General features: G+C 70.9%; 1 pseudogene. It reads right to left on the reverse strand.

Annotation, left to right across the window (positions count from 1 at the left end):
• A pseudogene (locus EN845_RS35140) lies at positions 1-217 on the reverse strand (XRE family transcriptional regulator); the annotation flags it as partial.
• Between the last annotated feature and the right edge of the window lie 61 nt (positions 218-278).

Raw genomic sequence — 278 nt, forward strand, 5'->3', positions numbered from 1 at the left:
GATCGCCAGACGCGAGCAGGAAACGCGCGGCGCGATAGGCGAAGCTCGCCTTGCCGATGCCCTCCGGCCCGCCGAGCAGCCAGGCATGGTGCATACGGCCCGACGCCAGCGCGTCGAGGAAGGTCCGCTCGCGCGCGGCATGACCGACAAGCGCCAGCGTCTCGCGTGGATGCGGCGCGCTCGGCAGCCGGTCGGGTTCGTCGCTGGTCGCTAGCATCAGGTGTCCGGGTCGATAGGCAGGCGCTCGCGCAGGATATGCCACGCAGCTTCGGCAAGCG

Source organism: Mesorhizobium sp. M8A.F.Ca.ET.202.01.1.1 (genome assembly GCF_004791595.1).
GTDB lineage: Bacteria > Pseudomonadota > Alphaproteobacteria > Rhizobiales > Rhizobiaceae > Mesorhizobium.